Source organism: Lutibacter citreus, from assembly GCF_003260195.1.
In the GTDB taxonomy this organism is placed as follows: Bacteria; Bacteroidota; Bacteroidia; order Flavobacteriales; family Flavobacteriaceae; genus Lutibacter; species Lutibacter citreus.
The window spans coordinates 129770-150057 of sequence record NZ_QEIH01000001.1 but is presented as its reverse complement, the minus strand read 5'-3'; the positions used below and the strand labels follow the sequence as shown (position 1 = coordinate 150057).

The 20288-nt window shown below is 29.7% G+C and carries 18 protein-coding genes; 11 read left to right on the top strand and 7 right to left on the bottom strand.

The features are described 5' to 3' along the window. Positions 1 to 27: 27 nt before the first annotated feature. The 7 genes from DAD81_RS00535 to leuC form a co-directional block, all read right to left on the bottom strand. Positions 28 to 1014: a PorP/SprF family type IX secretion system membrane protein gene (locus DAD81_RS00535; protein WP_111706272.1), complete on the bottom strand. Its 987-nt coding sequence runs from the start codon at positions 1012 to 1014 to the stop codon at positions 28 to 30. Between the two features lie 205 nt (positions 1015 to 1219). Next, complete coding sequence (locus DAD81_RS00530; RefSeq protein WP_111706271.1) at positions 1220 to 4876, bottom strand: ABC transporter permease/M1 family aminopeptidase; 3657 nt, start codon at positions 4874 to 4876, stop codon at positions 1220 to 1222. Positions 4877 to 4907: 31 nt separating this feature from the next. Beyond that, complete coding sequence (locus DAD81_RS00525) at positions 4908 to 5801, bottom strand: ABC transporter ATP-binding protein (protein ID WP_111706270.1); 894 nt, start codon at positions 5799 to 5801, stop codon at positions 4908 to 4910. Positions 5802 to 5979: 178 nt separating this feature from the next. Continuing rightward, entirely contained in the window at positions 5980 to 7035 is a 1056-nt protein-coding gene (gene leuB, locus DAD81_RS00520) for a 3-isopropylmalate dehydrogenase (RefSeq protein ID WP_111706269.1), read from the bottom strand. A 70-nt stretch (positions 7036 to 7105) separates the two neighbouring features. After that, on the bottom strand, positions 7106 to 8626 hold the full coding sequence (locus tag DAD81_RS00515; protein WP_111706268.1) for an alpha-isopropylmalate synthase regulatory domain-containing protein: 1521 nt from the start codon (positions 8624 to 8626) through the stop codon (positions 7106 to 7108). A gap of 152 nt (positions 8627 to 8778) precedes the next feature. Beyond that, positions 8779 to 9375: a 3-isopropylmalate dehydratase small subunit gene (leuD, locus tag DAD81_RS00510; RefSeq protein ID WP_111706267.1), complete on the bottom strand. Its 597-nt coding sequence runs from the start codon at positions 9373 to 9375 to the stop codon at positions 8779 to 8781. A 16-nt stretch (positions 9376 to 9391) separates the two neighbouring features. Continuing rightward, positions 9392 to 10786 carry a 3-isopropylmalate dehydratase large subunit gene (gene leuC, locus DAD81_RS00505; protein WP_111706266.1) on the bottom strand — a complete coding sequence of 465 codons (1395 nt, stop codon included), beginning with the start codon at positions 10784 to 10786 and terminating at the stop codon, positions 9392 to 9394. A gap of 526 nt (positions 10787 to 11312) precedes the next feature. On the opposite strand from leuC, the gene DAD81_RS00500 reads away from it, so the two are divergent. The 11 genes from DAD81_RS00500 (at position 11313) to DAD81_RS00450 (ending at position 20241) form a co-directional block, all read left to right on the top strand. Continuing rightward, positions 11313 to 11726, top strand: a complete 414-nt coding sequence (locus DAD81_RS00500; RefSeq protein ID WP_111706265.1) for a DUF134 domain-containing protein — start codon at positions 11313 to 11315, stop codon at positions 11724 to 11726. Positions 11727 to 11728: 2 nt separating this feature from the next. Then, positions 11729 to 12079, top strand: a complete 351-nt coding sequence (locus DAD81_RS00495) for a NifB/NifX family molybdenum-iron cluster-binding protein (RefSeq protein WP_111706264.1) — start codon at positions 11729 to 11731, stop codon at positions 12077 to 12079. Positions 12080 to 12087: 8 nt separating this feature from the next. After that, positions 12088 to 12684, top strand: a complete 597-nt coding sequence (gene ribA, locus DAD81_RS00490) for a GTP cyclohydrolase II (protein WP_111706263.1) — start codon at positions 12088 to 12090, stop codon at positions 12682 to 12684. Between the two features lie 21 nt (positions 12685 to 12705). After that, positions 12706 to 13119, top strand: coding sequence for an acyl-CoA thioesterase (locus tag DAD81_RS00485; protein WP_111706262.1), 414 nt, complete (start codon positions 12706 to 12708; stop codon positions 13117 to 13119). 1 nt (position 13120) lies between these two features. Next, positions 13121 to 13909, top strand: coding sequence for an MBL fold metallo-hydrolase (locus tag DAD81_RS00480; RefSeq protein WP_111706261.1), 789 nt, complete (start codon positions 13121 to 13123; stop codon positions 13907 to 13909). Between the two features lie 302 nt (positions 13910 to 14211). Further along, positions 14212 to 15162: a tRNA-dihydrouridine synthase family protein gene (locus tag DAD81_RS00475; protein WP_111706260.1), complete on the top strand. Its 951-nt coding sequence runs from the start codon at positions 14212 to 14214 to the stop codon at positions 15160 to 15162. Positions 15163 to 15179: 17 nt separating this feature from the next. Further along, the gene (locus DAD81_RS00470) at positions 15180 to 16061 is read left to right on the top strand and encodes a zinc-dependent peptidase (protein ID WP_111706259.1); all 882 of its coding nucleotides are present in this window, start codon (positions 15180 to 15182) and stop codon (positions 16059 to 16061) included. Between the two features lie 132 nt (positions 16062 to 16193). Then, entirely contained in the window at positions 16194 to 17258 is a 1065-nt protein-coding gene (locus DAD81_RS00465) for a hypothetical protein (RefSeq protein ID WP_157961046.1), read from the top strand. Positions 17259 to 17365: 107 nt separating this feature from the next. Further along, complete coding sequence (locus DAD81_RS00460; protein ID WP_157961045.1) at positions 17366 to 17629, top strand: hypothetical protein; 264 nt, start codon at positions 17366 to 17368, stop codon at positions 17627 to 17629. A gap of 196 nt (positions 17630 to 17825) precedes the next feature. After that, a complete protein-coding gene (locus DAD81_RS00455; protein WP_111706256.1) occupies positions 17826 to 18281 on the top strand; it encodes a hypothetical protein in 456 nt (151 codons plus the stop codon). A gap of 550 nt (positions 18282 to 18831) precedes the next feature. Further along, positions 18832 to 20241 carry an alpha-L-fucosidase gene (locus tag DAD81_RS00450; RefSeq protein ID WP_111706255.1) on the top strand — a complete coding sequence of 470 codons (1410 nt, stop codon included), beginning with the start codon at positions 18832 to 18834 and terminating at the stop codon, positions 20239 to 20241. Positions 20242 to 20288: the final 47 nt, after the last annotated feature.

The window sequence follows — 20288 nt, the reverse complement described above, 5'->3', positions numbered from 1 at the left end:
ACTTTTAATAATGAAAGAGGTAAAACGCTAAAACATTCTATTTGTTTTACCGCCTCTTTCATTCCAAAACCTTCTTGGGCTAAAGCATCCAAAATTAAAACCAAGTGTAATTTGATGGTAACTTCCATCGTCAAATAAAATATCACCAGTTTGTTTTGTATAAGTATAAGAGAACATATATTTATCAAAATTCACTCCAACAATAGGAGTTAAATAATTTAATTGCTCCGTATTTACACCATCAAATCCTCTTCTATATGAAAAAGCAGCCCAAAGCTTCGCATTTTCCAATTCTTTATAAACTTTAAAATTGAAATCAATAAATTTCTCATTTGTTCTTTCAATATACTGAACCATAATAGAAGGTTCAAACTCTACTCCACTTCCTTCATAATAATCAAAATAATAGCCCAAAGACAATAAATACCTTCTTAAATTTAATGATTCATAATCATCATTATATAAATTTCTTGCTGTAAGCATTATATTCTTAATAGTCAAATATGAAAAGAAATCCATATTGTGATAAGCCATACTAACATCGGCATTAAAATAACCAGAACTTTGTACTATTTGAGAAATAACCGGGTCTGGAATTTCAAATGAAGTTTCATCTAATTTATTATTTACAACCATCATAGAAATACCAAAAGATAATTGTTTATAATCTTCAAGCCTCCCTAAATCTAAATGATAGGCATAAGAACCTTGAAGCCCTTGTCTACTATGATATCCATTTTGATCATTAAAAATTATAAATCCTAAACCTCCTTTTTGACCAAATTTTGTATGAAAATTTAATGTTTGTAAAGATGGTGCATCTTGTACTCCGCTCCATTGATTTCTTACAGTTAATCGTACTTTACTACAATCCCTAAAACCTGCTGCAGAAGGATGCACTAAAAATACATTATCAGATAAATAATCCGAATATATTGGAAGTGTTTCCTGAGCTTCAACTTTAATTGAAACAATTAAAAACCAAAGAAAAATTATAACCCCTAAATTTTTCATCTATAAAACTATAAAATCAAATATACTAATAATATATATATAACAATTTTTATAAAAAAGTGTTCGATTTTTGTTGAAAAAATAAATTAAAACCAACTCATAATTTTGCGAGTATTATCCTTTTTAAAACCACTTTAATACAATTGAAATTGAATAACATAATAATAACCTAACAGGTTTTAAAGCCTGCTAGGTTTAAATATCATTAAAGCTCTCGCCTATTATCTTCAGAATTATTATCTATTAATTTATTGTAAGGATCTACACCTACTTCCGTTGGTTTTTTATCTACAATAATGCTTACTTTATTGTTTATTGACGTTATTTTATGCTTCTTCAAGTAAAGTTCAACCTCTTCTTTTTCACCATCAATTTCTTCCTCATAAAAAACACCAACTTCAACATAATCTTTTAATGGAAGTGACATTATTGGTTTTTTCATTTTTTCGGTTTTATAAGAAAGAGTATCTCCAACTTTATCTCCATACAAACGCTTTCCTTTATCGCTAACTCTATATTTACTAACATTAAACTCAATATCTACCTGAAATTTTCCATTTTCTAATTCCGTAGTTTCAACATCTACAACTCTATTTTTATAAAGTGTAATTGTTTCAAACATATCTTTAATTACATATTTTAAAGAATCTGGAGTTGCTTGTTTAATATAATCAACCATTTCAATTGAAGTGGTATAAGGTGCTTCTTGAAACTTTACCTTTTCAACATATTTTTTTATAGCTGAATTTAAATTTTCTTCACCTAAATAATCACTTAATGCATAAAAAACCAGTGAACCTTTTTTATAATGAATGTACATTTGACCATCATTATACATTAACGGACTTTCTCGTTTCTTTTCAACAGTTCTACCTTTTAAATAATCATCTAATGCTTCTTTTAAATACTTACGCATTTTCTTTTTTCCATGTTGATGCTCTAGTACTTTTAATTTCACATAATCAGCCATACTTTCAGATAGCATTGTAGCTCCTTTTACATCGGCTCCAATTACTTGATGCGCCCACCATTGATGTGCTAATTCGTGTACCGTTATTGCAAAACCATAATCAACTCCTCCTTTATCAGAATCATCAACATCTGCAATAAAACCTACACCCTCAGAAAAAGGAATTGTATTTGGAAATGATTGAGCAAAACTTCCTTCCGTTCTAGGAAACTCAACAATTCTAACTTGTTTGTGTTGATAAGGACTAAAATTTTTAGAATTATAATCTAAAGAAGCTTTCATACCTTCTAACATTCTGTCTAAATTATATTCGTGTCCTTTGTGGTAATAAATTTCTAAATTAACATCGTTCCAAGTATCTTTTTTCACTTCATATCTAGCGGAATTAAATGCGTAAAAATTCAAGATTTTACTATCCATTTTATAATGAAAATAGCGTCTTTCACCTTCTACCCATTCTTTTTGTAAATAACCTGGAGCAATTGCAATTTGATCTTTAGAAGTACTTACAGTTGCTTCAAAATCAATCCAATCAGAATCTTTTGAAATATAAGTATCTCCTAATGCTGTAGAATCAGTTGGAAATGGTCTTAATTCATTTTTAGGCAACTCATATTTTTCACGAATTTTATCATCTCTTAACTCTCCTCCACTTGCGTAACCCAAAGAAGGGAATAACACTTTATTATTAATAAATGTTCCGTTTTCTTTTACGTCTGAATGAATTCGAAGAAATGTATTTGGTTTATTTTTAACTTCAAAAGTTAACGATAAACTATCACCAGGTAACAAAACTTGTTCTAATTTATAAATATCAAAATTATGAATGGTATCTTCTAAAACTAACTTATTCTTCTTATTAAAAGTAAAAGTGCTCGGATAATTATTATGATTCAATAAAATACTATCAATTTTTTCTGAAGATTTATTAATCATAATATATGTACCTGTTGCTTTAAAATCTAATTCTTTTGGAAAAATATCCATCGCAACATTTACAGCAACAATTCTAGGCTGTGTTTTGTTTTCAAACTTTTTATATTTCTTCTCCCATTCAACTTGTAATAATTCCCGTTCTTTTATTGAAACTCTATCATTTAATACATTATTCTCATAATAAATTCTATAACCTATTGCTAAAAAAGCTACTAAAAATATTACAAATCCAATTTTATAAACCCCTTTAAATCTAGATTTAGCAATTGATAATCGTTCTTTAAAAGAATGTGGTAATCCTCTAACCCAAAACAATGCTGAAATAATAAGTAGTACAAGTCCCGCAAAAATCCAATAAATTTTATAAAACATATAGCTACTAAAAAATGCTCCATAACCATTCATATCTGAATAAGAATAACCCGGTCCTTGATTGTATTTAAATATAGATTGTTCTATCCCTACTAATCTTAAAAATGGTAAACCTATAGAAATTACTAATAATATAAATAACCCTAAATAAGCATTGCCAACTAATGTTTGAATGAATAATGCCAAGAATGCCCAAACAGCAAAATAAACAAATTTTATAATTAATAATTCATACAAGTATTGGTCTATTTCAAAATTATAATAACCTCTATAAATTTGAAAAATAATACCACCAACCATAATTACAAATAGTAATACTAATTGCATTTTTAATAAAGCAACAAATTTAGATAGTAACAAAGTCCAATTTGGAATTGGAGTAACATCAATTAAATGATTAAATTTTGCAACTTTTGCTCTTTGAACAAGTACGCCTGCATATAAAAAAGTAAGTATATTTATAAATAATGAAAAAGTACTCCCAGGATACAATAACATTTGCCAAGTAGTTGGATACGTTTTTGTACCTGAAATCTCGCCTAAAGAAATAGACATTATTAAAATAAAAATAAGCCCTACCAGTAAAATACTTAAAAACGGCCAGCTTTTTATAATAAATTTAAAATCTATATTTGATAGTTTCCACGTTGTTTTTAAATTTTGAAAAAATGAATAATCATACGATACTTTTGGAAGTTCAATCTTAGTAATTCCTCCAAAATTACTTTTTGTTACACGTTCAGCCTTTTGTTTTTTAAAGCTAAATGATGCTGCGTTTTGACTAAACGAAAAATATTTAAATACCAAACCAAAAATAACTGCAGCAATTGCCAACCACAATAAACGATTGTAAATAACAACTCCTTTAACAGGAAGTAACAAGTCGTTTTGCTCAGCAACAGTCCAATAACGTGTATAATAATTAGCTGCTTGACCTCCAAATGGATCTAACATAGCCGAAATTAACCTATTATCAATATCATTTAATAAGCTTTCTGAAACACCTTGAATTAACATTAACATTACAACAACAATAAACCCTGCTGAAATGTTTCGAGTAAAAGTTACTGTTGCAAATACAATTGAACCAAACAAAAATACATTTGGAATTATATAAATAAAATACGCTTGTAAGTACGCTGTAAATCTAAAATCACCAATAATTTCAGCATTTGTACCTGGCAACCTAAATCCTATAAACATTCCCAAGCCAATAATTAGTACAATTAGTGTAACTATTAAAAATGAGCTTAAAAATTTACCAAATAGGTAATCCTTTTTTGTAAATGGATATGAGTATAAAATGGTATGCATTTCACTTTTAAAATCTCTAAAAATGGATACACCAATTATTGAAGGAAACAAAAAATAAATTAAAATGGTTAACCCATTAAACATTCCATTTAAGTTTTTGGGAGAATTCACTATTTTTGAAGAACCTACGCTTACCGTAAGCGAGTCAAAAATACCAGCTGAACTGGCTGAAACAAATAGTGCTATTACAAAAAAGATAGCTAAGTATATATAAAATGATGGTTTCTTAAACCAATATTTTAATTCGTGTTTAAATATTGTTGTAAACATATATGTACGTTTTAATTGTTAAAAAAGAACCTTATTCTGAAACTAAATTTGCTTCATCTTCTTTCAATGCAATAAAATATACATCGTCTAACTGAGGTATTACCTCTTTAAAATCTTCAGCTGGTTTTTCTGTAGCATGAACTCTTATGTTTAAGGTATTATCTTGATTATAATTGGATGATAACACATTAAAATTTGCTTCCATCAACTCCAATTCATCACGTTCAATTACTTTAGTCCAAATTTGACCTTTTACTTCTTCCGTACATGTTGTTGGAGTTGTTTGTTTTAAAATTCTCCCTCCATTTACAATTACCATTTCATTGCATAATTCTTTTACATCGTCAACAATATGTGTTGAAAATATAACGGTACAATTTGTACCAACTTCACGTAATACATTTAAAAACCTGTGACGTTCTGCTGGATCTAAACCTGCAGTTGGTTCATCAACAATAATTAATTTTGGATTGTTTAATAATAATTGAGCAATTCCAAACCGTTGCTTCATTCCGCCAGAATAACCTGCAACATGTTTTTTTCTAACTTCATATAAATTTGTAATTTCTAATACTTCCTTTACTAATTTAGTTCTATCTTCTTTTGACGCAACCCCTTTTAAAGTAGCGAAATAATCTAATAATTCTTCTGCAGACATTTTTGGATATACCCCAAAAGATTGTGGTAAATATCCCAACACTCTTCTTAACGCCATATTATCTTCCAAAACATTAATATCGCCAAAAGTGATGGTTCCTGAATCTGGACTTTGCAAAGTAGCAATAGTTCGCATTAAAGATGATTTTCCTGCTCCGTTTGGACCTAAAAGACCGAACATTCCAGTTCCAATTTCAAGACTTAAATTATCTATCGCTTTCACTCCGTTTTTATAAGTTTTGGATAGATTTTGAATAATTAATTTCATAGAATTATTTTTTATATTTTAATACCACAAGATAAGTATCTTCAACTTATAATGTGGTATTAAAAATAATTTATACAAAAAAAACTGTCTAAAAAGTAAAGCTTACGTTAACCTGAAATTATTTCAGAATTACGCTCTTTTTACTTCTTAGACAGTTTAAATAAAATATAAAAATTGACTATACGTTAGCTGCTAACCAATCTCCTACTTCTTTTGTTCCATAAGCTTTACCTCCATCTGCTAAATCTTCAGTTACAATACCTTCATTTAAGGCTTTGTTTACAGCTTCTCTAATTGCTTTTCCTTCTTCTTGTAAACCAAAGTTTTCAAACATCATTGCTGCAGATAAAACTGTAGCCATTGGGTTTGCAATATTTAATCCTGTTGCTTGTGGGTAAGAACCGTGAATTGGCTCAAATAAACCAATATCAGAACCTAAAGATGCCGATGGCATTAATCCCATAGAACCTGAAATTACAGAAGCTTCATCAGTTAAAATATCTCCAAATAAGTTTTCAGTAATTAAAACATCATAACTATTTGGCCATTGTACTAAACGCATAGCAACCGCATCTACAAATTCATAAGTAACCTCAACTTCTGGATAATCTTTCTCCATTGCTTGCACAGTTTCTCTCCATAAACGAGATGTTTCTAAAACGTTAGCTTTATCAACACAACATAATTTTTTAGAACGCGTCATCGCTAATTCAAAACCTTTTACAGCTAAACGTTTTACTTCCGCTCTTGTATAAACACAGTTATCATAAGCTGTTTCTCCATCATCTCTTCGTCCTTTTTCTCCAAAGTAAATACCTCCAGTTAATTCTCTTAAGAAAACTAAATCTGTACCTTCAATACGTTCTCTTTTTAAAGGAGATTTCTCTAATAATGAAGGAAATGTAAATGTAGGACGTACGTTAGCAAACAATCCTAAAGCTTTACGCATTTTTAATAAACCTTGCTCTGGACGAACTTTTGCAGAAGGATCATTATCAAAACGAGGATGTCCAATTGCTCCAAATAAAACAGCATCAGAACTTTTACAAATTTCGTGTGTTTCATCTGGGTAAGGTTCACCAACTGCATCAATAGCAGCAGCACCAGTTAATGCTGGTTTCCAATTAATTTCATGATTAAATTTAGTTGCAACTACATCACAAACTTTTACTGCCTGATCAATTACTTCTGGTCCAATTCCATCTCCAGCTAAAAGTGCTATATTTAATTTCATTATTCTATAATTTTATGTTGTTTTTTATTTTTCATATTAAATACCTTAAAATTAGTTTCAATCTTTAAAACTAGCAGATATTTAACATTTTTTGAGTTGCTTTTATTGCAGACACTGTTTGGTCGCAATCTAAACCTCGTGTTATAAATTTATTGGTTTCACTTTGCCAAGTAATAATAGTTTCACAAAGTGCTGCAGAAGTACTTCCCGGAGGTATACGAACGGCATAATCAACCAAATTAGGCATTGTTAACTTTTTCTTTTTATAAATCTTTCTTAAAGCATTCATAAAAGCATCAAATTGACCATCACCTTCAGAGAGTTCTTCAAACAATTCACCATCAATTTTAACAGCAACAGTTGTAGAAGGTTTTAACCCTTTTGAATGTGTTAAAACATAAGATTCAACCGTAATTCGTTCTTCATACAAATTACTGTCCAATACATCAGATATTATATATGGTAAATCCTCTTTTGTAACCAACTCTTTTTTATCACCTAGCTCTATAATACGCTGGGTAACTTTTAATAAATCAACTTGATCTAATTCTAAACCAAGTTCTTGTAAATTCTTTTCAATATTTGCTTTTCCTGATGTTTTCCCTAAAGCATACTTACGTTTTCTACCAAAACGTTCAGGCATTAAATCGTTAAAATATAAATTATTTTTATTGTCTCCATCCGCATGTATACCAGCAGTTTGAGTAAAAACATTATCTCCTACAATAGGTTTATTTGAAGGAATTCTAACTCCCGAAAAAGTTTCAATAATTTTACTTACCGAATATAATGAAGTTTCTTTTACTTGAATTTCAACCTCATCCTTAAAGAAATCATTTATAACAGCAACAACACTTGCCATTGGCGCATTTCCTGCGCGTTCACCCATTCCATTAACAGTTAAATGCAATCCTCTAGCTCCTGCTTTTATAGATTCCATAACGTTTGCCACACTTAAATCATAATCATTATGTGCGTGAAAATCGAAATGCGTATTTGGATATTTAGCCGTTATTTGTGAAAAATAATCAAACGTTTCATAGTGTGTTAATACTCCTAAAGTATCAGGTAGTAAAATTCTTTCTAAAGGAAGTGTATTTAGAAAGTCTAAAAATTGAAAAACATATTCTGGTGAATTATGCATTCCATTACTCCAATCTTCTAAGTAAACATTGGTTTTAATTCCTTCTTTTTGAGCTAATTCAACAACATCTTTAATTTCAGAAAAATGTTGTTCAGGTGTTTTCTTTAATTGATGTTTTAAATGATTTAAAGATCCTTTGGTTAATAAATTCTGAACTTTAGCTCCAGCTTTTTTCATCCATTCTATAGATCTTCCATCATCAACAAAAGTTAACATTTCAACCCTGTCAATATATCCATTATTGCTCGCCCAATTTGTTATGGCTTTAACAGCTTGAAATTCACCTTCAGAAACTCTAGCGGAAGCTACTTCAATTCTATCAACATTTAACTCTTCCAAAAGCAGTTTTGCAATGGTTAGTTTTTCTGCTGAAGGAAATGAAACTCCTGATGTTTGTTCACCATCACGGAGCGTAGTATCCATTATTTCAATTTTTCTCTTTGACATATTATTAAAACAATTGTTTTAAATTTAAAGTTCGTCAACCTGAACTTGTTTCAGGTTCCCATTCTGTTTGTTCATCTGTATGATGAGATACTGAATCAAGTTCAGCATAACGGGTTTAAAACTTTTTAGACAGCTTTACTGTAACTCTATAATTAAAAAGGTCTTTTTTCAGCAAAGTCTTTTATCTCCTCTTTCATTTTTGATAAATAATCTATATCATCAAAACCATTTAACATATTTTCTTTCTTGTATCCGTTAATATCAAAAGATTCTTTTTCTCCTGTTACCAATAAAGTAATAGTTTGCTTTTGTAAATCTATTTCAAGTTCTGTTTTTGGGTCTGCTTCAATTGCTTTATAGATTTTATCTAAAAACTCAGCACTTACCTGAACCGGTAATACACCAATATTTAAACAGTTTCCTCTAAAAATATCTGCAAAGAAACTAGAAACTACACAACGGAATCCATAATCATACACCGCCCAAGCAGCGTGCTCTCTTGAAGAACCTGAACCGAAGTTTTTACCTCCAACTAATATTTTCCCAGAATACATTGGGTTGTTTAATACAAATTGTTCTTTTGGTGTATTATCTGGATTGTATCTCCAATCTCTAAATAAATTATCACCAAATCCTTTACGCTCTGTTGCTTTTAAGAAACGAGCTGGTATTATTTGATCTGTATCTACGTTTTCAATTGGTAATGGAACCGCAGAACTTTTTAATATTTCGAATTTATCGTAAGCCATTTTAGTAGTTTTAAAATTATAAAAGTGTTCTTGGATCAGTTACAACTCCTGTTACTGCTGTAGCAGCTGCAACTAGTGGACTTGCCAATAATGTTTTTGATCCTGGTCCTTGACGTCCTTCAAAGTTTCTGTTTGAAGTACTTACTGCTACTTTACCTGCAGGAACTTTATCATCGTTCATTGCTAAACAAGCTGAACAACCTGGTTCACGCAGTACAAATCCAGCTTCGTGGAAAATATCTAATAAACCTTCTTCTTTTATTTTTGCTTCAACAATATGAGAACCTGGTACTAACCAAGCTGTAATATTATCTGCTTTTTTTCTTCCTTTTACTATAGATGCAAATGCTCTAAAATCTTCAATTCTACCATTGGTACAACTTCCAATAAAAACATAATCTACATGTTTCCCTATCATAGTATCACCTTCAGAAAACCCCATATAATCTAGAGATTTTTTATAAGTAGCTGCTCCTCCTTCAACTTGATCAGCAGTTGGAATATTGTTTGATATTCCTGTACCCATACCTGGATTTGTTCCGTAAGTAATCATCGGTTCAATATCAGAAGCACTAAAAGTTAATTCTTTATCAAAAACTGCATCTTCATCAGTTTTAAGTGTTTCCCAATAAGCCATTGCTTTATCCCAATCTGCACCTTTTGGAGCAAATAAACGTCCATTAACATACTCAAATGTTTTCTCATCTGGAGCAATAATACCTCCACGAGCACCCATTTCAATACTTAAGTTACAAACAGTCATACGACCTTCCATAGACATTTGTTTGAATACATCACCTGCATACTCAACAAAATAACCAGTTGCACCAGAAGTAGTTAACTTAGAAATAATGTACAATGCAACATCTTTTGGTGTAACTCCTAAACCAAGTTCTCCAGTAATGTTAATTCTCATTTTCTTTGGTTTTGGCTGCATAATACATTGCGAACTCAATACCATTTCAACTTCAGAAGTACCAATACCAAAGGCAATTGCTCCAAAAGCACCGTGTGTAGATGTATGTGAATCTCCACAAACAATAGTTGCTCCTGGTAATGTAATTCCATATTCTGGACCTACAACATGCACAATTCCATTTTTTTCATCACCTAATCCCCAATGAGAAATTCCATATTCAGCAGAATTTTCTTCTAAGGCTTTTAATTGATTTGCCGATAACGGATCTTCAACAGGTAAATGTTGGTTAATTGTTGGTGTATTATGATCTGCAGTAGCAAAGGTACGCCCTGAAAATAATACTGAATTATTTCTTTCTTTCAACCCTAAAAAAGCTACAGGACTTGTAACTTCATGAATTAAATGTCTATCAATAAAAAACACATCTGGTCCATCCTTAATTTTACGTACCACATGTGAATCCCAAACTTTGTCAAATAATGTAGAACTCATATTTTATATCTAAATTTTTATCTATACTAATTAAGAGCCGTTTAATTGGCCCTATTTTTGAATTTGCAAATTTACAAAATAATGAGCATTTTTTTAAGTTAAATTACAGAAACTCCTTTATTATTATAAGATTTAAATGTTTTTGTGATATTATTTACACTTTAATTAAAAAAGTTAATATAATAACCCTCAAAATAAATATCTTTTATCCAATCTACTTTTTCAGCCCTTAAATTCACGTTAAATTTTACCTACATGTAATTTCCATGAAATTATTTGCAATACTAATTTTAAGCTTAAAAAGGCTAAAAATTGCGTAAATTAACAACGTTTAAGCAAAAAATAACAGCTATTTTCCACTTCTAAATCAAAAATACTTCTAAAAACATTAGTACTTCTAAAAGCATTAGTACTTCTAAATAAGATTAACAGCTCAAAAAGCTTATTCGAGTTTCTAATTTTTATTATGAGAATATTCTCACTATCTTTGTATTGGAATTAAAAAATATATTTATACATACTGTAAATGCCACCTAAAAAAAAACTTAGAAAAATAGTTGCTCCGCCAGATTTTAAGGGATTTAAACCTTATGGCACTACCAAAGAATCTATTGACTCTATTGATTTGTTTTATGAAGAGTATGAAGCCATAAAATTAGCAGATTACAAACTGATGACTCATTTAGAGGCTAGTAAATTAATGGGAATATCTAGAGCAACTTTTGCCAGAATTTACGAAACTGGAAGAAGAAAAATTGCCAAAGCATTGGTTGAAACACTTCAAATTAAAACTGTTTTTGGGAATGTAGCTTTAGATAAAAGCTGGTATTTATGTAATAACTGTGAAGCAAAATTCACCATTCCAAAAACTATTAATAACCATATTTGTCCAATGTGTACTTCAACAAATTTTGAGACAACCACAAATTTAAATTCTTAAAAATGAAAACAATTATCACTTCAACTGGAAATGACACAAAATCTCAATTCGACTTGCGATTTGGTCGAGCACCCTATTTTTGTTTGATTGATGACAACAACTTAGATGAAATTGAATTTCATAATAACTACTTTCCATACTCAAACAACAAAGCAGGAGTTAGTGCAGCAGAAAAAGCCTTAAATCTAAAAGTTGGCAAAATTATCTCTGGTGAATTTGGGCATCAAGCAAAAGAAGTTTTAGACAATAATAATGTTCAAATAGTAATGATAAATAATGAAAATTGCACTGTAGCAGAAATTATTGATCGTTTAAAAAATAATGAAAATTTGAGCAAATTAATTTCCAATTAACAAGAAACATGAACACAACATTATTAAATTTAATTAAAGGCGAAAGAGTAAAATTACCAACTAAATTTGGGGATTTTGAATTGATTGTTTTTAAAGATAAAGAATCTGGTCTTGAACATATTGCCATTATAAAAGGAACTAGTAATTTAAAAGGAGATTGGTTAACACGCGTACATTCTGCATGTGCTACTGGAGATTTATTTGGTTCATTACGCTGCGATTGTGGTGAACAATTGGCAAGATCTTTACAACTAATTGAAAAAAACGGAAAAGGTATTTTAATTTATCTAATGCAAGAAGGACGCGGAATAGGACTTTTAAATAAAATTAAAGCGTACAAACTTCAAGAAAATGGCATGGATACTGTTGATGCAAATCTTAAACTAGGATTTAAGCCAGATGAAAGAAACTATGATATTGCTGCATCAATTTTAAAAACACTAAATATTTCTGAAATTAATTTATTAACCAATAATCCTGATAAAGTTTTAAAACTTGAAGAGAACGGTATTCAAATTAAAAAAAGAGTTCCATTAAAAATCACCCCTAATACGCACAACATAAAATACTTTGAAACTAAAGTTTCAAAAATGGGACATTTATAAAATGTTAAACACATATAAATCATGATAACTCACAAATTACAATTGAGATCAAGATATAATGAAGTGGATCAAATGGGATATATTTATCATTCAAACTATGTAAATTATTGTCACCAAGCACGCACAGAGTTATTAAGAAAACTAGGAATTGAAGATAAAATACTTGAAGATAATAAAATTATGCTTCCAGTAATTTCATTTGATATTAAATACTTAAAACCTGCTTTTTATGATGATTTACTTACTATAAAAACAATAATAAAAGAAATCCCTACTGTAAGATTTAATTTTGAATTTGAAATATTTAACATTTCTGGAGATAAAATTGTTAGCGCAAATACAACCGTTGTTTTTGTTGATTCAAAAACCCGTTTACCAAAAAAAACACCAGATTTTATTCTTAAAAAACTTACCACTAATTTCAACTTAAATTAAAATGAAACTAACCGTACTTACTGAAAATTGTGCAGGGAAAAAATTTGAAGCTGAACACGGGCTATCTTATTTGATAGAACACAATAACAATAAAATTCTGTTTGATACTGGTGCAACTGATGTGTTTTTAAAAAACGCAAAACTTTTAAATATAGATATTGAAAATGATATAGATACCGTTGTATTAAGTCATGGACATTGGGATCACGGAGGTGGATTAAAATATCTTAAAGATAAAACCTTAATTACACATCCGTCATCTTTTATAAAAAGATACCGTAAAAAAGACAAATCTCCCATTGGATTAACTTTAAGTGATGAAGAATTAAACGAAAAATTTAAAATAATTAAATCTAGCAAACCATATATTATAAATGATAGCATGATTTTTTTAGGTGAAATTCCTAGACTCAATAATTTTGAAGCCAAAACCACATCTTTTATAGATAGTAGACGTGAACCTGACTTTGTGCCAGATGATTCTGCTTTGGTGCTTTTAAACAAAGATGAAATTATTATAGTTACTGGTTGTTCACATTCAGGAATCTGTAATATTATAGATTATGCTCAGAAAAAATTTAAAAGATCAAAAATAAAAGCAGTTATTGGAGGTTTTCATTTAAAAAATAACGATGCTCAAACACAAGAAACAATTCGTTTTTTAAAAAAATGTAAAATTTCTAAAATATTTCCATCCCACTGCACAGCTGAACCAGCTATTGAAGCATTTCAGAAAGAATTTAAGTTTAAACGCTTAAAAACAGGTATGACACTTGAATTTTGGAAATAAACAATTTAATGCAATAGTTCATTATTATTTTTTTATAAGTTAAACGTTACTTATACTTCAACTCTGCTCAGTAACATGTCTCTGAGCAGAGTTTTTACATGTTATTCTTAGCCAAAACAAGGAATCTTATAAATTACAAAACTGTAAATTCTTCATTCCTATCCTCAGCCTTCAGACTGAATTTATAACTATTATTTTTAAGCTTGTTACACTAGTTTTATTTTGGTTAATTTTGCCCAAAAACCAAATAACTAGAAAAAACTTTTGAACCCTTTTCAAGTTAAAAGGAGAATTATAACAAAATGAACTATAAATTACTATCATCTCCTTTACAGGGATTTACAGATTTCCGATTTAGAAATGCTTTTAATGAGTATTTTGGCGGCATTGATACTTTTTATTCTCCTTACATTCGGCTAAATGGAAAACGAATTATTAAACCTGCATATGAACGAGATATTTTACCCGAAAACAATAAAGGGCTAGAAGTAATTCCTCAGGTTATAACCAATGATGCAGATGAATTTTTATTTGTTGCAAAGTACGTTCAGCAATTTGGCTATAAAGAATTAAACTGGAATTTAGGCTGCCCATACCCTATGGTTACAAAATGCGGAATGGGTTCTGGGCTTATAAATAGTCCAGAAAAGATTGATGGTATTTTAAATAAAATTCATTCTGAAAGCGATATTCTTGTTTCTATGAAAATGCGTTTAGGTTACGAAAACAGCCAAGAAATTTTAAATGTTTTTCCTGTTTTAGATAAGTACCCTCTTAAAAACATTGCCATTCATGCACGTATTGGAAAACAATTGTACAAAGGTGGTGTAGATTTAGTTTCTTTTCAAAACTGTGTTAACGCTGCAAATCATAAATTATACTATAACGGCGATATTACATCGGTTACAAAATTTAAAGAATTGCAAGAACGCTTTCCAACAATTGACCATTGGATGATTGGTAGAGGCCTTATTTCTGATCCTTTTTTGCCAAATATGATTAAAAACGACACCTTAATATATCCCGAAAATAAAATTAAAGTATTTTCAAAATTTCATGATATACTATATCAAGGTTATAGTGAATCTTTATCTGGAAATACACATTTACTGCTAAAAATGTATCATTTATGGGAATATTTTGCGCCTCTTTTTCCTAACACTCCAAAAGGTTTAAAACTGATTAAAAAAGCTTCAAATATTAAAAAATATGAAGCTGCAGTTGCCCAAATTTTAGACAATGAAAACCACTAAATAATCAAACAATTTTTATGACTCCATTTATAACCATTATTGTAATATCTACCATTATAATTTTTATTTGGAAACGTAAAAACGGCAATACTTGGAAAAAACCTACAAAACCTTTCCCAAAGGAATGGAGAATTATTTTAGCGGAAAACGTAACCTTTTATAATTCATTAACTAAAACCGAACAAACAAAATTTGAATATCAAACACAAGAATTCTTACTAAATTGTAGAATAACAGGTATTAAAACTACAGTTAATTTAACCGATGAAATTCTTGTAGCTTCCAGTGCCGTAATTCCGGTTTTTGGCTTTGATAATTGGAAATATTCCAATATAAATGAAGTACTTATTTACCCAAACTCATTTAATAAAGAGTTTAAATTAGAAGGTAAAGATCGTTCTATTTTAGGAATGGTTGGCACTGGTTATATGGATGGTGTTATGATACTTTCAAAACAAGCATTGCAACACGGTTTTAAAAACGAATCCGATAAAAAAAACACAGCTATACACGAGTTTGTTCATTTAATTGATAAAACTGGCGGAGCAATTGATGGTATTCCAACCGTACTTATGGAAAAGCAATATGCCATCCCGTGGATTGATTTAATTAATAAAAAAATTGAAGATATTTACCAAGGAAATTCCGACATAAACCCATACGGAGGAACCAACAAAGCTGAATTTTTCTCAGTAATTAGTGAATACTTTTTTGAACGACCAAAACTACTTGAAAGAAAACACCCAGAATTATACGTATTGTTAGAAAAAATATTTAAACAAGATATGGCTGCCAGAAATTTAAACAAAAAAGTGGTTAAAATAGAACGCAACAGCCCTTGCCCTTGCAATAGTGGTCAAAAGTTTAAAAAATGTTGTGGAAGCACTCATTTTAGTTAAAATAAAAAACGAAGAATACAAACTCATTTTTTTTATTTAAATTTGAAATACTACTATGAAATTACGAAAATATTAGTATTTAATTATTGTTATCCCGCCTTAATTGTGGGATATGTGCATAAAATAAACCATATGAAAAATATAATATTTGCAATCTTCATTTTCACATCTGCATTATGTAATGCTCAAAACTACTCGTTTGTTCCAGATAGTTTACATCTAATTTCTTATGAGGAATTAATGAAAAATCCACCGTCGAATGTGGAATTAGTGTATTATGAAAACGGAACACTAACAACATTTAAAGATGTTATTCCATTAGTGATGCAGAAAAAATTGACACCTCAAATGTTTGTTGACAAGGATGGAAATTATAAGATACTTGTTGTTGTTAAAGCTGAAGTAAAAACAGAAAATATTACCATAGCCTATGAAGGCATGCCAGAAACATTGAAGAAATTAGGATATTCGTTTGGGAACTCAAAAAGCGATACAATAGTACTTATTACACAAGGGGGTCCTTTCCCTAGATTGTTTACGGATGAAGTGAAAGCTATTTTTAAGGATAATGGAGGAATTAATGAAAACAAATACTTCATTATAAATAGTCATCAAGCCCAGACTATAGAACCTCAAATGAGGTTAGAGGAAGAAATTTCGTTTGAACAAGCCAAATTGTTGGGAATAAAATCTTCCGAAATGTTAAATGAGCTTGTTAGTTATTTTAAGTCTGAAAATAAAAAGGTCTTTATTGTAGGTATTTCGTATGGTTGTTTTGCAGGGCAAGACTATATTTCCAAGTTTGGTAATATTGCAGACGGATATCTACTGATGGTAGGTAGGTTAGATATAGCGGAAGAAGTTTGGAGAGCATATTCTGAAGGAATTGACGCTGGTTTCAAAGAAGATGCTATTAGTACAAAGGTGGAGCAAAAAGCTGAGGATTTAATGATGATTAATTCACACAAGATTGCTGCAGCTTATGGTTATAAGCGATATTCCGAATTGTTAAAAAACACCGACCTATCCAATCTTATTTATTATCATGCCTTGAAAGATGCGAATGTTGGGAAACTAACTGCAGATGAAATTGAATTCCTTAATACTAAAGGTGCTAATGTTATTGGGTTTGATGATGTGCATACAGCGTGGAGGAAACATTTGAAGGAAGCTTTGGAATTGCTATTAGCAAAATAACTTTAATCAATGTTACTCTTTAAAACAATATATATAGTACATAGCTTCCTATCGTCAGCTACAACACCATATACTAAAGGTTATATGCAAGCCGATTTGAAAATTCTATGATAAAAAGATTATTACAAATATCATTCTTCATTCTAACAATAAGTTGCAGTAATTTGAGTCCAAATAAATATCAAGTTAAATCAACAAAAGAAAATATTGAGTGTTATAAAAACCTAATTGATTTAATTGAAAATGATAGTTTTATAAAGCAAAATATTACTGATTTACGGAATAATAAATTAAGAGGCGAATTGACAAAATGGAGTGTTGATTTAGGTAATAATTGGACCTATGAAATAACACATAGTTTGAGATCTTAAAGAATAATTATTTCTGCATATAACAACGGGTTTATTTCATTGCTTGGTTAGTTAATCGCACAACAAGCCTCTGGCAACAAAAATGTTTAAGATTTTAATTAACTTTGAGCTAATACAATCAACAAACAATTTACTACGTCCAAAAAATCATAATTCAAAAGAATTAACTGAATTTAATTAAAACATCTGAATTAAAATGAAAATAAAATCTTTATTCTTAATCTTTACATTAGTAATATTTTCATGTAAAACTTCAGAGAAAGCTAATGAAAATAATATTTCAGTTAATACAACTAACAACATAAATGCAAGATTAATTGTTTGTTCTGGATTATCAGAAAAGAATATTCCTTTAAATAATCTAAAAGAAATTAACGTAAAAGAAGGCGGAAAAATCTCTCTTTATGTTAAATGGTTTAACCTAACTGATAAAAGCTACGTAACTTCAATGGATTTCTTAGATGTTGATGGTAATTATTTAGTACAAAGCAGTGAATACAAGTTTAAACCTCGAAAAAAAAGCCATAATACTTGGAATTCAAGAACGTTTAGAAAAATACTTATACCTGAAGGAGTTGTAAAAATTAGAATAAATCTAGACCAAAATATTATTCTAGAACGTGAAATATACATTAAATACATTACTGAATAAAATATTTGATATTACATTTTTTTTAGCTTTATAGTAATTAAAACTAAAAAGATGCTTAGAAATATTCTGTCCTTAATTTTAATACAATGGTCTAGTTCACGAAGTTTATTAAACTAAAGAAACTTCATTCTCTATAAGAGTGCATACTGGAATAAATAATGTTGAATACACTATCTTTTTTAATAATATAGATTTTACAGAAACGGAAATAGACTTCATAAAACAACAATTAGATTTAGCTATTATAACTCTCAATTTAATTAAATAACTATAGCCAACAGAGGGTGTAATTTATAGCTTGGTTTAAGCTACTTAAAAAATACTTACAAGGCTTTTTATTCGGTATTTATTCACTAAATTAGTTGTTTAAAAATACTAAAAACCAAACACTAGCCCACTGTAACATATTTACCAAAACATACGACTGAATTAAAAATTGAATGAATAAAGCCGTTAAATACACACTTATTACAGTTGGAATAAACCTTTTAATTGCAATTTTAATTTTTCTCTGGATTTTAGCAGCTTATCAAAACAAAATATAATAACTATGAAATTATTTAAAACAATTTTAATCTTTACGCTTTCTATTTGTCTGTTTTCTTGCACAGAGCAAACCGAAAAGAAAGAAATAGTAGCAGAGCAATTTAAACCAGAATGGTCTTCATTACACAAACATCAAACACCTCAGTGGTTAGTAGATGGTAAATTTGGTATTTATAGTCATTGGGGAGTTTGGACAATTCAATATGCCGAAGGATATATGGGGAGTGGAGCTTTACCTTTAGATGAAGCCATTTCTAAGTTTACTGCAAAAAAGTTTGATCCCGCTCATTGGGCAAAACTTTTTAAAAATGCTGGAGCTAAATTTGGAGGACCTGTAGGTTGGCACGGAAGTAAATACTTACATTGGGACAGTGAGCTTACAGAATATAACTCGGTTAATATGTTACCTCATAGAGATATTGTTGGCGAATCGGCTCGTGAAATGCGTAAACAAGGGTTAAAAACCTTTATATCATTGCATTGGGAAATGGATAATGACAAATGGATTGATTACGGTAAAGAAGTTGTAGATAAATACCATCCAGATTTATTTTGGGTAGATGCTGGTTTTGGAGGTACTAAAGCTGCAAATCACGAAAAAGTATTGAATCGCTCAAAGTACATTGGTGAAGGAAAATCTAGTAGAAGATCTGTAAGCGATAAACATCAACGTGAATTTTTATCCTATTATTACAATGATGCTTTAAAACAAAATAAAGAAGTAGAATTTATTTACAAGTCATATGATATACCTCCAGGTGTTGGTATGCGTGACCTAGAAAATGGCTTATTAGACCATACTGCTTATGATGTTTGGATGACAGATATGGATATGAATATATGTCCAGATTGGGAAACTCACGGATGGTTTTACCGTGATGGTATTCCTTTACGTGATGCCAATAATATTATTGACATGTTAGTTGATGTGGTTAGTAAAAATGGAGTTATGTCATTAAATGTTCCCCCATTAGCTGACGGATCTTTTTCAACTGAAATTGAAAATATCCTTCTTAGTGTAGGAGAATGGTTAAAAATTAATGGAGAAGCCATTTATGAATCAACACCTTGGGTGATTTTTGGAGAAGGTCCTGTTGACATTGATTCAGGCAACTATATTTTTCATCATAACGAGCATTTCGGAAAATATAAGTTCTCTGAAAAAGACATTCGTTTTACAACAAATAAAGAGTTTCTATATGCAATTAGCCTTGGAGTTCCTGATAAATCAATTACAATAAAAGCATTAAATACAAATTTTAAAATGCACGATGGGTTTATTAAAAACGTGAGCATTGTTGGATATCCTGGTAAAGTTAATTGGACTCATAACGAAGAAGGATTAACCGTGGAAATACCTAATAATTTAAATGCAAAACACGCGGTAACTTTTAAAATTTCAACTCAACAGTAATCTCAATTAAATAAATACTCTAATCACTTAGCTCAATACAATTAACA

Bases quoted from the DNA above. Each gene is read 5' to 3' on its own strand.
- DAD81_RS00535 (WP_111706272.1), bottom strand. From the start codon at position 1,014: ATGAAAAATTTAGGGGTTATAATTTTTCTTTGGTTTTTAATTGTTTCA.
- DAD81_RS00530 (WP_111706271.1), bottom strand. From the start codon at position 4,876: ATGTTTACAACAATATTTAAACACGAATTAAAATATTGGTTTAAGAAA.
- DAD81_RS00525 (WP_111706270.1), bottom strand. From the start codon at position 5,801: ATGAAATTAATTATTCAAAATCTATCCAAAACTTATAAAAACGGAGTG.
- leuB (WP_111706269.1), bottom strand. From the start codon at position 7,035: ATGAAATTAAATATAGCACTTTTAGCTGGAGATGGAATTGGACCAGAA.
- DAD81_RS00515 (WP_111706268.1), bottom strand. From the start codon at position 8,626: ATGTCAAAGAGAAAAATTGAAATAATGGATACTACGCTCCGTGATGGT.
- leuD (WP_111706267.1), bottom strand. From the start codon at position 9,375: ATGGCTTACGATAAATTCGAAATATTAAAAAGTTCTGCGGTTCCATTA.
- leuC (WP_111706266.1), bottom strand. From the start codon at position 10,786: ATGAGTTCTACATTATTTGACAAAGTTTGGGATTCACATGTGGTACGT.
- DAD81_RS00500 (WP_111706265.1), top strand. From the start codon at position 11,313: ATGCCACCTAAAAAAAAACTTAGAAAAATAGTTGCTCCGCCAGATTTT.
- DAD81_RS00495 (WP_111706264.1), top strand. From the start codon at position 11,729: ATGAAAACAATTATCACTTCAACTGGAAATGACACAAAATCTCAATTC.
- ribA (WP_111706263.1), top strand. From the start codon at position 12,088: ATGAACACAACATTATTAAATTTAATTAAAGGCGAAAGAGTAAAATTA.
- DAD81_RS00485 (WP_111706262.1), top strand. From the start codon at position 12,706: ATGATAACTCACAAATTACAATTGAGATCAAGATATAATGAAGTGGAT.
- DAD81_RS00480 (WP_111706261.1), top strand. From the start codon at position 13,121: ATGAAACTAACCGTACTTACTGAAAATTGTGCAGGGAAAAAATTTGAA.
- DAD81_RS00475 (WP_111706260.1), top strand. From the start codon at position 14,212: ATGAACTATAAATTACTATCATCTCCTTTACAGGGATTTACAGATTTC.
- DAD81_RS00470 (WP_111706259.1), top strand. From the start codon at position 15,180: ATGACTCCATTTATAACCATTATTGTAATATCTACCATTATAATTTTT.
- DAD81_RS00465 (WP_157961046.1), top strand. From the start codon at position 16,194: ATGAAAAATATAATATTTGCAATCTTCATTTTCACATCTGCATTATGT.
- DAD81_RS00460 (WP_157961045.1), top strand. From the start codon at position 17,366: ATGATAAAAAGATTATTACAAATATCATTCTTCATTCTAACAATAAGT.
- DAD81_RS00455 (WP_111706256.1), top strand. From the start codon at position 17,826: ATGAAAATAAAATCTTTATTCTTAATCTTTACATTAGTAATATTTTCA.
- DAD81_RS00450 (WP_111706255.1), top strand. From the start codon at position 18,832: ATGAAATTATTTAAAACAATTTTAATCTTTACGCTTTCTATTTGTCTG.